The organism is Nocardia bovistercoris, from assembly GCF_015674855.1.
Lineage (GTDB): Bacteria > Actinomycetota > Actinomycetes > Mycobacteriales > Mycobacteriaceae > Nocardia > Nocardia bovistercoris.
The window spans coordinates 73,735-83,555 of sequence record NZ_JADMLG010000025.1; the positions used below are offsets into that span (position 1 = coordinate 73,735).

Genomic DNA, 9,821 nt, shown 5'->3' on the forward strand with positions numbered 1-9,821 from the left:
TCGATGGGACGGGGACCCGCGCGCAGGCGGGTCGGCGCGTTCGCGGTGGGGGTCGCGGTCGCGCTGAGCGTTTCGGGCTGCCAGTGGGACGGGCTCAATTCGCTGCCGATGCCGGGCACCGTGAACACCGACGGCGGTTACAGCGTGCGCATCCAGATGCCGAATGTGACCACCCTGACCAGAAATTCGCCGGTGCGGGTCGACGACGTCCCGGTCGGGACGGTGACCGGGATCGAGGTCGAGGGCTGGCACGCGCTGGTCACCGTGGCGCTGGCGCCGCAGGTGAAGTTGCCCGCGAACGCCGTCGCGAAGATCGGGCAGACCAGTCTGCTCGGCAGCAATCACATCGAACTGATGCCGCCGACCGACACCGCGCCGGTGGGCGAACTGCGCGACGGCGACGTTATCCCGCTGGATCGGGCGGGCGCGTACCCGACCACCGAGCAGGTGCTCTCGTCGCTGTCGGTGGTGCTCAACGGCGGCGGGCTCGCCCAGTTGGAGACCATCACCCGCGAACTGAACGACGCGCTGGTCGGGCGCGAGGACGACATCCGCGACCTGCTCCCGCAATTGGCCGAACTCACCACAGGACTCGACAAGCAGCGCGGCGACATCATCGCCGCCATGGCAGGTCTTGACCGGCTCACCGGACAGTTCGTCGCCCAGAGCGCCGTGGTCGAACGCGCCATCGAGCAGATCCATCCGGCGCTGACGGTGCTCGCCGACCGCACCGCGAGCATCACCGAAACCATCACCGCCGTCGGCGCGCTCAGCGATGTCGCGAGCCGGATCGTCGACGAGGGCGGCGAGAACCTGAAGGCGAATCTGCGCAGTCTGGGGCCGGTGCTGCGAACGCTGGCCGACACCGGGACGAATCTCGTCGAGTCGCTGAAGATCCTGCCGACCTTCCCGTTCCCGATGAAGAACATCGGCAACGCGATCAAGGGCGACTACATGAACCTGTTCATCACCGTCGACATGACCGCCCGCCGCCTCGACACCAACTGGCTCACCGGCACCCCGCTCGGCGGTCGCTTCGGCGGCGTCGAAGGGATCGTCGGCAGCTTCGCGCCCGACACCGCCGCCCAGGGCGGCAATCCGGCGACCGGGCCGCTGCTGCCCGCGCCGGCTGCGGGCGGCCCGCAACCGACACCGACCATCCCCGGCCTGCCCCCGATTCCGGGCTTGCCCGCCATACCCGGACTCACCGTGCCGTTGCCCGGCACACCGCAGGAAGGCGCGGGCCGATGAAACTGACCCGGTTCGTTCGCGTCCAGCTGACGATCTTCTCGATCCTCACTGTCGTCGGCCTCGTCGTGATGGGCGGGGTGTACGTGAAACTGCCCGCCATGTTCGGGATCGGGCGCTACGAGGTCACCGTGAAACTGCCCGCCACCGGCGGACTCTACGAACACGCCAATGTCGCCTATCGCGGCACGAACGTCGGCGTGGTCGAGGCCGTGGTGCTGACCAGGCAAGGCGTCGACGCGAAACTGTCCATCGACAGCGACTACAAGATCCCCTCGGATGTGGACGCCTGGGTGCGCAGCGTCTCCGCGATCGGTGAGCAGTACGTCGACCTCGTGCCCGTGGAGAATCCGCAGGGCGGGAATCTGCGCGACGGATCGGTGATCCCGGTGGAGCGGGCCAGGATGCCGGAGGATGTCGGTGCGCTGCTCGATCAGGCCGACCGGCTGCTCGCGAGCATCGCCGACACCCAACTGCGGCAGGTCATCGACGAGGCGTTCCTCGCCTTCAACGGCGCCGGACCGGATCTGCAGCGGTTCATCGACTCCGCGTCGCTGCTGGTGCAGGAGGCGCAGGACAATGTCGAGCCGACCAAGAAACTGATCGACCAGGTCGGTCCGCTGCTCGACACCCAGGTCCGCTCGGACGCGGCGATCCGCTCCTGGACCAGCGACCTCGCCACGGTCACCGATCAGCTGCGCGCCCACGACCCGGCGCTGCGCTCGATCCTGCGCGACGGGCCGTCGGCGATGCGGCGCGTCACCGAACAGTTCCAGTCGCTGCAACCGACGCTGCCGCTGCTGCTGACGAACCTGGTCAGCATCGGTCAGGTCGGCGTGACCTACCACGCGGGCGTCGAACAGCTGCTCGTGGTGTTCCCGCCGCTGATCGCCGCGCTGCGCACCGTGATCCGCGGTCCCGTGCAGTACGGCGCCATGGTCGACTTCGTGGCCGTACTCAACGACCCGCCCGCGTGCACCACCGGATTCCTGCCCCCGGACCAACGCCGGTCGCCGAGCGAACTGGACGCCGTCGACACCCCGCCCGGCCTGTACTGCAAGGTGCCGCAGGATTCCCCGATCGCGGTGCGCGGCATCCGCAACACGCCGTGCGCGGAATTCCCTGGCGTGCGCGCGCCGACGCCGGAACTCTGCCGAACCGGATACGTGCCCGAGGGCAACAATCCGCCGTTCGGCCCGCCGCAGCCGGTGGCGCCGGCCGCGAGCGGTGCACCGGAACAGGCGCCGACCGCGCCCGCGGCCTACACGACCCCGGCGGTGGCCAGGTCCTACGACCCGTCCACCGGCGTCTACATCGGACCCGACGGACGCACCTACCGGCAAGGAGATATCGGACCGGGCGGTTCGGGAACGGTACCGTCGAGCTGGCAATCGATGCTCGAGGAGCAGCAACGATGAGTGATATCAAAGAAGATGGTCACGGTCGCGCACGACGTCGCGCGGTCAGGTCCGTTGGTCCCCCCGTCGAGGGGGGCGCGGACGCGAAGCCGGGGGCGGGCTGTGCCGGGGTCGCCGGATCCGCGAGCACGGGCGGATCCGCGATCGCCGAACCCGCGTCCGCCCGGTCACGGGATGTCGTGGACGGGACGGCCGGTCCGGCGGCGGCGGGTGAGCGAGCCGCCGGTTCGAGTGATGACGCGGTCGGCACCGGATCGGTCGCCGATGAGTCCGAGGAGGGCTCGGCGGGCGACACGCCGAACGTGGATACCGAGGCGGGGTCGCCCGGTGCGGTGTCGGTCGATGCCGAGCCCGCGTCGAAGCGTTCGGTCGGTCGGATGCTCACGGTCGCGGCGGCAGCCGTGCTGGTCCTGGTCATGCTCGGCGGTGCGGTCGGTTCCCTGCTGTTGACCCGGGCGGCGGACCAACGCGAGGAGCGCCGCAGCGCGTACGTGCAGACGGCTCGGCAGGCGGTCCTGAATCTCACGACCATCAGGGCGGATTCGGCCAAGGAAGACATCGACCGCATCCTGTCGCTGGCCTCGGGGCAGTTCAGGAGCGAATTCGACGGTCGCGTCGACCCGTTCATGAGCATCGTGCAGCAGGCCAAGGTCGTCTCCAACGGCGAGGTCGTCGAGGCCGCCGTGCAATCCGACGACGAGGACTCCGCACAGGTTCTCGTCGCGGCCAAACAGACCCTCACCAATGCGGGGCAGGCCGAGCCGCAGACCCGGTACTACCGGTTCCGCGTCACCGTGACCAGTTCGGATTCCGGTCTGACCGCCTCGAAAGTGGAGTTCGTCGCATGAAGTTCCCCGACCTGACCCAGTTGCGCAGCACGCGCGGCCTGCTGGTCGCGGGCGTGGCGGGCGCCGTCGTGATCGCCGCGGTGATCGTGATGGCCGTCAACGGATTCCGGTATTGGAACGACAAGCAGGTCGAGAACGCCCGCGCCGAGGCCGTGGCGGCCGCCGACCGCACCGTATCGGCCATGTTCACCTACGATTTCGCGTCCGTCGACAAGGAGTTGCCGAAGGCCGCCGACAACCTGTCGCCCGATTTCCGCGAGGACTACCTGAAGCTGATCACCCAGGCCATCGCACCGGGCGCGAAGGAGAAACAACTCACCGTCAAGGCCACGACCCAGGCGAGCGGTGTAGTCGAAGCCGACCGCGACCACGTGGTTGTGCTGCTGTTCCTCAACCAGGTGACCACGAGCAAGGACACCCCGCAGGGCACGACCACGGGCAGCCGCGTGCGCGTCGCCCTCGACAAGACCGACGACCGCTGGCTGGTCGACTCGGTCAACCCGGTCTAACCGATCAGTCGCGTGGCAGCCGCACGGTGAACGTCGTGCCCGCGCCCGGCGCGCTGCGCACGTCGACGGTGCCGCCGTGCGCGGTGACCAGCGCCTGCACGATCGACAGGCCGAGTCCGGTGCCGCCGCTGGCCCTGGTGCGCGAGGCGTCGGTGCGGTAGAAGCGCTCGAACACCTTCGCGGCTTCCTCCTCGGGCAGGCCGGGGCCGGTATCGGCGACCTCGAGCCGGACCTCGCGCACCGCGGGCGTCAGCCGCACGGTGACCGCGGCGTCGGCGGGTGTGTGGGTGAGCGCGTTGTTCACCAGATTGGCCAGCACCTGACGCAACCGTTCGGCGTCGCCGGACACCTCCAAAGTGCCATCGCCGGAACCGATCTCCAATTCGATCGGGCGCGCGTGCCCTTCCGGTGCGGACGCGGCGGCGACCGCGCGGGCGTTGTGCACGGCGTCGCTGGCGAGGGCGAGCAGGTCGACCGGTCCTTGTTCGAGCGGTCGCTGCGCGTCGAGCCTGGCCAGCATCAGCAGATCCTCCACCAGCAGGCCCATGCGTTGCGCCTGCTGTTCGATGCGGTTCATGAACATGGCGGGATCGGTGGTCGCACCCTGCCGATACAGTTCGGCGAAACCGCGGATGGTGGTGAGCGGAGTGCGCAGTTCGTGACTGGCGTCGGCGACGAAGCGCCGCATCTTCGCCTCGGACCGCCGCGCGGCCGCCTCGGACTCCTCGGTGGCCTTGAACGCCGACTGGATCTGCGCGAGCATCCCGTTCAATGAACGCGAGAGCCGATCCACTTCGGTGTTGGCGCCGCGCACCGGCACCCGGCGGTGCAGGTCGCCGCGCGCGATGGCGGCGGCGATGTTCTCCACCCGCCGCAGCGGCCGCAGACTGCTGCGGATCGTGAAATAGGCGGCCACCGCCAGAATGCCGAGCACCGCGAGCCCCACCACGAGTTGCAGGATGACCAAGCGGTGCACGGTGTCGTTGTTCTGGGTCAACGGCAGCGCGACCGCGACCACGCCCTCCTGAGTGCGCAGCGTCAGCGTGCGCCACTCGACCGTCGCCTCGCCCGTCGAACCCACGGTGGACGGCCCGGCGACCGCGATCCGCGTCGTCCCCAGTTCCTCGGGTGTCGGCGGCGCGGGCAGCGCGGGCGCGGCGTCGACCCCGAACGCGCCGAACTGGATCCGCGTGGCGTATTCACTGCTCTCCGCCAGCACGTAGAACTGGCTGGGCGGGTGCCTGACGTCGGGCGCGGGCGGCGCGGGCACCCGGATCCGCCGCGACCATTCCAGCGCGGCTTCGCGTAGCTGCTGATCGGTGCGCGTGGTCAGCGACTGTTCGAGTCCCGAGGTCACCAACGTGCCGGAGATCAACAGTCCGCAACCCGCCAGTACCACCAGCGCCAACACCAGCGTGACCCGCAGCGGCACGGTCGAGGGCAGCCGCCGCAGCCATCGTCCCGCACGCACGAGCCGCCCTGGATCGGCCGCGCGCGCCCGGGCGGCGATCACTGTCCGGCCGGGCGGGCGACCCGCATCACATATCCGACCCCGCGCAGCGTGTGGATGAGCCGCTGTTCGGTATCGACCTTCTTGCGCAGATACGAGACGTAGGTCTCCACCACGCCGACCTCACCGCCGAAGTCGTAGCGCCACACGTGGTCGAGGATGCGCGGCTTGCTCAACACGGTGCCCGCGTTGACCATGAAATAGCGCAGGAGCGTGAACTCGGTGGGTGAGAGCGCGACCGGTTCGCCCGCCTTCCACACCTCGTGGGTGTCGTCGTCGAGTTCGATGTCCTCGAACCGCAGCCGGGTATTCGTCGGCGCGGGCGCCGCGTGGCCTGCGCGCCGCAACACCACCCGCAGCCGCGCCACGACCTCTTCGAGGCTGAACGGTTTGGTGATGTAGTCGTCGGCGCCGAGGGTGAGTCCGGCGACCTTGTCCTGCACCTCGTCGCGCGCGGTCAGGAACAGCACGGGCGCGTCGATGCCGTCGGCGCGCAGGCGGCGCAGCAGGCCGAAGCCGTCCATGCCCGGCATCATCACGTCCACGATGAGCGCCTGCGGGCGAAAGACGCGGGCGCGGTCGAGTGCCTGTGCGCCGTCGGCGGCGGTCTGCACGTCGAAACCTTGATAGCGCAAGCTCACCGAGAGCAGCTCCACGATCATCGGCTCGTCGTCCACCACCAGAACCCTGGCTTCTGGGGTCTGCTCCGCGGGCGCACCAGTCATGGGTTCCATACTGTGCCAGGCTGCTGTGAGCGCACTTCACCTTGCCTGGGTGATTCCTGTGAACCCGCTGGGAGCGCGAGCCGACCCGGTGGACGACCGGATCGGCACGCACGAACTCAGCGTCGCGGGGACTCCGGATACACCTCGTCGTCGGTGAGCAGCGCGCTGCCCGCCACCTGCCCCTGGGCCAGCGCCTCGAGGAAGGCGCGCGCCCAGCGGTCGACGTCGTGGGCGAGCACCTGGCGGCGCAGCGAACGCATCCTGCGGCGCTTGGTGTCGCGGTCGTCCTCCAGCGAGGAGACGATGGCGTCCTTCACGCTGTCCAGGTCGTGCGGATTGCACAGGTACGCCTGCCGCAATTCCGCCGCCGCACCGGTGAATTCACTCAATACCAGCGCGCCGTTGAGTCCGCTGTGGCAGGCCACGTACTCCTTGGCGACCAGATTCATGCCGTCGCGCAACGGGGTGACGAGCATGGCGTCGGCCGCGACGAAGAAGGCGAGCAGTTCCTCGCGCGGAATCGGCCGGTGCAGATAGTGCACGACCGGGAAACCGACCCTGGCGAATTCGCCATTGATCCGGCCGACCTGTCGTTCGATATCGCCGCGCATCTGGATATAGCTCTCGACTCGCTCCCGACTCGGGGTGGCCAACTGCACCATCACCGTCTCGGTGGGGTCGATCCGGTCCTCGACGAGCAACTCCTCGAGCGCGTTCAAGCGGATATCGATGCCCTTTGTGTAGTCGAGCCGGTCGACACCGAGCAGGATGTTCTTCGGATTGCCCAGTTCCGCACGAATTTTCGCGGCCCGCTCGCGCACCGAACGGCGCCGGGAGTTCTCGTCCATCTCGGCGGAGGCGATCGAGATGGGGAACGCGCCGACCCGCACCGTGCGGAAACCGACCTGCACCACACCGAGTTTGGCGCGCACGCCGATCGTGCCGCGCGAAGTCGGCTGCCCCGCCAGCCTTCTCGCCAGATACAGGAAGTTCTGGGCGCCGCCGGGCAGGTGGAAGCCGATCAGGTCGGCGCCGAGCAGTCCCTCGACGATCTCGGTGCGCCACGGCATCTGCATGAACAGCTCGACCGGGGGGAACGGAATGTGCAGGAAGAAGCCGATGGTCAGGTCGGGGCGCAGCATGCGCAGCATCTTCGGCACCAGCTGCAGCTGGTAGTCCTGCACCCAGACGGTGGCGTTCTCGGCGGCGACCTTGGCCGTGGCCTCGGCGAAGCGCCGGTTCACGGTGACGTAGGCGGCCCACCACTCGCGGTCGTAGGTGGGACGCACGATCACGTCGTGATACAGCGGCCACAACGTGCCGTTGGAGAATCCCTCGTAGTAGTCGGCCACCTCCTGCGCCGACAACTGCACCGGATGCAGTTCGAGGCCGTCCTCGATGATCGGGTCCATGTCGACGTCGGGGACGCCCGCCCACCCGACCCACGCGCCCTTGTTGCTGCGCAGCACCGGTTCCAGTGCGGTCACCAGACCGCCCGGGCTGCGCTTCCAGCGGGTCGTCCCGTCGGGGCGGCGGTCGAGGTCGACGGGGAGTCGATTCGCTACGACGACGAAACCGGAACCGGCCCCGCCTGTTTCGATCGAGCCACCCTCGTCGTCGGGTAGTGCGGCTTCGTTGGACGGCTGGTCGGTCATCTGGTCCACTCACGCATCCTTATTCGATCGGCGGCGTTCGCGTGCTGCTCGAGCGACCGCCTCCGGGGCCCGACGCGTTCGCGTCGGTCATCGCTGTATCCGGTCTGGAGTTGTCGGGTGTCAGGTGTCGTCGACGGCGCCGTTGTCGTCGCACGGATTCGGTGGGTTGTTCGGCGTGCTGTCCTTCGGTGTGCTGCTCTCGGCCCGGGTGTTATTCGCCCCGGCCGTTGGGGCCGATGCCGAGCATCGACAGCAGCATCCGGCACTCGTCGGCGTCCTCGGCGTAGGCCGCGACCACGCGCTGGGCCTGACGTGCGGTTTCGTCGGCGAGTGGTTCCAGGTCGTCGTCCGCGATGTCGTTCGCGCTGCCCTTCGCGGCCATAGTGTCCTCCCAGCTCATTACGCTCGTGCGTGCGAATAGTCAATGGTATATGGCCGAGGTGAAGCCTCGCCGCACCCGGATCCCCCGAAGCACCCGGCTCACCGCATCACCGGGCGCCTGCCTATACCGTGAGTATGTCCGCCGCGGCCATGGACCGGGTCGCTCGGCCGGTATCGACTCCACGAAAGGGGCGACAATGCCGCTCGCCACGGTGAACGGAATCTCCCTCAACTACCAGGTCAAGGGCGACCGGGCCAAGGGCGCGGCGCCGCTGGTCGTGATGATCATGGGAACCGGAAGTCCGGGCCGGGTGTGGGAACTGCACCAGGTGCCCGCGCTGGTCGCCGCCGGATACCGGGTGTGCACCTTCGACAACCGGGGTATCGCGCCGTCGTTCGAATCGCCGTCCGGAATCGCCATCGAGGATCTCGTCGCCGACACCGCCGGGCTGATCGAACTGCTCGACGAGGGCCCGGTGCACGTGGTCGGCACCTCGATGGGCGCGCGCGTCGCGCAGGAGCTGGCCTTGGCGAAACCGGGCCTGGTGCGCAAGGCGGTCTTCATGGCGGGCCACGGCCGTCTGGACCAATTCCAGAGAACCCTGTCGCTCGGGGAGCACGAACTCGACGGCAGCGGCGCGAAACTGCCCCCCAAATACGAGGCGGCCCTCACCGCCGTGATGAACCTGTCGCCCGCGACCATGGCCCAGCCCGCCGCCGCAAGGGACTGGCTCGACCTGTTCGAATTCACCGGCGGCCCCGTCACCCCCGGCATCCGCGCCCAGCGCAGAATGGACCACGACTTCGACCGCGTGCAGGCCTACCGCGCGATCACCGTCCCGTGTCTGGCCATCGGATTCGCCGATGACAGAATGATCCCGCCCTACCTGACCCGCGAGGTCGCCGAAGCCATTCCGGGAGCGCGCTACCAGGAAATCCCCGAAACCGGACACTTCGGATATCTGGAGAAGCCCGACGAGGTCAACAAGACCCTCCTCGAATTCTTCGCCGCCTGACAACGGCCCCGACCGGGCCCTGGCAATACCCCTGACCAGGGAAGACCGAGCCTGTCCGAGGTAACCGCCTACGGGTAACGTCTACCTTGCTAGGGTCGACACAACGCACGGGGAACATCCGGCGACGGACCGTGCCCGACACGGCCCCCGTCGGACAGACCCACGAGCGATCCCGTAAACGCGCCAGTATCCAGTGAGGTGAAATTGAGCACCAATCCCTTCGATGACGAAGACGGCCGCTTCTTCGTCCTGGTCAACGACGAGGAACAGCACTCCCTGTGGCCCGCGTTCGCCGAGGTCCCCGCCGGATGGCGAGTCGTGTTCGGTGAAGACAGCCGCGCTGCCTGCGTCGAATACGTCGAAAAGAACTGGACCGACATGCGTCCCAAGAGCCTGCGCGACGCGATGGCCGCCGACGACGCGGCCCGGCAGGGCGCCCAGTCCTGACTCCCGGCACTTGATACCGCGCCGGGACCGCTAGAGCGACAACCGCCGTCGTCGTGACACCACA

Annotated in this window: 10 protein-coding genes; 6 read left to right on the forward strand and 4 right to left on the reverse strand. The window is 68.6% G+C overall.

The features are described from left to right. The first annotated feature begins 3 nt into the window (after window positions 1-3). Genes IT779_RS35175 through IT779_RS35190 form a run of 4 tightly spaced genes read left to right on the forward strand, consistent with a single transcriptional unit; the run spans window position 4 to window position 4,023 of the window. Window positions 4-1,251, forward strand: a complete 1,248-nt coding sequence (locus IT779_RS35175) for an MCE family protein (protein ID WP_196153813.1) — start codon at window positions 4-6, stop codon at window positions 1,249-1,251. Continuing rightward, complete coding sequence (locus tag IT779_RS35180) at window positions 1,248-2,666, forward strand: MCE family protein (protein ID WP_196153814.1); 1,419 nt, start codon at window positions 1,248-1,250, stop codon at window positions 2,664-2,666. Before IT779_RS35175 ends, IT779_RS35180 begins: the two co-directional genes overlap by 4 nt. After that, window positions 2,663-3,514 (forward strand): hypothetical protein, encoded by an 852-nt coding sequence (locus tag IT779_RS35185; protein ID WP_196153815.1) that lies wholly within the window; start codon window positions 2,663-2,665, stop codon window positions 3,512-3,514. Before IT779_RS35180 ends, IT779_RS35185 begins: the two co-directional genes overlap by 4 nt. After that, window positions 3,511-4,023 (forward strand): h domain protein, encoded by a 513-nt coding sequence (locus IT779_RS35190; protein ID WP_232542388.1) that lies wholly within the window; start codon window positions 3,511-3,513, stop codon window positions 4,021-4,023. The genes IT779_RS35185 and IT779_RS35190 overlap by 4 nt, the downstream gene beginning before the upstream one ends. Before the next feature lie 4 nt (window positions 4,024-4,027). On the opposite strand, the gene IT779_RS35195 is transcribed toward IT779_RS35190, so the two are convergent. The 4 genes from IT779_RS35195 to IT779_RS35210 form a co-directional block, all read right to left on the reverse strand. Next, window positions 4,028-5,494 carry a sensor histidine kinase gene (locus IT779_RS35195; RefSeq protein WP_332839104.1) on the reverse strand — a complete coding sequence of 489 codons (1,467 nt, stop codon included), beginning with the start codon at window positions 5,492-5,494 and terminating at the stop codon, window positions 4,028-4,030. A 38-nt stretch (window positions 5,495-5,532) separates the two neighbouring features. Further along, window positions 5,533-6,267: a response regulator transcription factor gene (locus IT779_RS35200; RefSeq protein WP_196153816.1), complete on the reverse strand. Its 735-nt coding sequence runs from the start codon at window positions 6,265-6,267 to the stop codon at window positions 5,533-5,535. Between the two features lie 107 nt (window positions 6,268-6,374). Then, window positions 6,375-7,913 (reverse strand): alpha,alpha-trehalose-phosphate synthase (UDP-forming), encoded by a 1,539-nt coding sequence (locus IT779_RS35205; protein ID WP_196153825.1) that lies wholly within the window; start codon window positions 7,911-7,913, stop codon window positions 6,375-6,377. A gap of 211 nt (window positions 7,914-8,124) precedes the next feature. Further along, window positions 8,125-8,295, reverse strand: coding sequence for a hypothetical protein (locus tag IT779_RS35210; protein WP_169334866.1), 171 nt, complete (start codon window positions 8,293-8,295; stop codon window positions 8,125-8,127). A 196-nt stretch (window positions 8,296-8,491) separates the two neighbouring features. Between IT779_RS35210 and IT779_RS35215 the strand changes: the two genes are divergently transcribed. Beyond that, window positions 8,492-9,310, forward strand: a complete 819-nt coding sequence (locus IT779_RS35215; protein ID WP_196153817.1) for an alpha/beta fold hydrolase — start codon at window positions 8,492-8,494, stop codon at window positions 9,308-9,310. 204 nt (window positions 9,311-9,514) lie between these two features. Then, complete coding sequence (locus IT779_RS35220) at window positions 9,515-9,757, forward strand: MbtH family protein (RefSeq protein ID WP_011207082.1); 243 nt, start codon at window positions 9,515-9,517, stop codon at window positions 9,755-9,757. Window positions 9,758-9,821 lie beyond the last annotated feature (64 nt).

Excerpts from the sequence above, each read along its gene's own strand:
- IT779_RS35210 (WP_169334866.1), bottom strand. The coding sequence starts at position 8,295 with ATGGCCGCGAAGGGCAGCGCGAACGACATCGCGGACGACGACCTGGAA.
- IT779_RS35205 (WP_196153825.1), bottom strand. The coding sequence starts at position 7,913 with ATGACCGACCAGCCGTCCAACGAAGCCGCACTACCCGACGACGAGGGT.
- IT779_RS35185 (WP_196153815.1), top strand. The coding sequence starts at position 2,663 with ATGAGTGATATCAAAGAAGATGGTCACGGTCGCGCACGACGTCGCGCG.
- IT779_RS35180 (WP_196153814.1), top strand. The coding sequence starts at position 1,248 with ATGAAACTGACCCGGTTCGTTCGCGTCCAGCTGACGATCTTCTCGATC.
- IT779_RS35200 (WP_196153816.1), bottom strand. The coding sequence starts at position 6,267 with ATGGAACCCATGACTGGTGCGCCCGCGGAGCAGACCCCAGAAGCCAGG.
- IT779_RS35215 (WP_196153817.1), top strand. The coding sequence starts at position 8,492 with ATGCCGCTCGCCACGGTGAACGGAATCTCCCTCAACTACCAGGTCAAG.
- IT779_RS35190 (WP_232542388.1), top strand. The coding sequence starts at position 3,511 with ATGAAGTTCCCCGACCTGACCCAGTTGCGCAGCACGCGCGGCCTGCTG.
- IT779_RS35175 (WP_196153813.1), top strand. The coding sequence starts at position 4 with ATGGGACGGGGACCCGCGCGCAGGCGGGTCGGCGCGTTCGCGGTGGGG.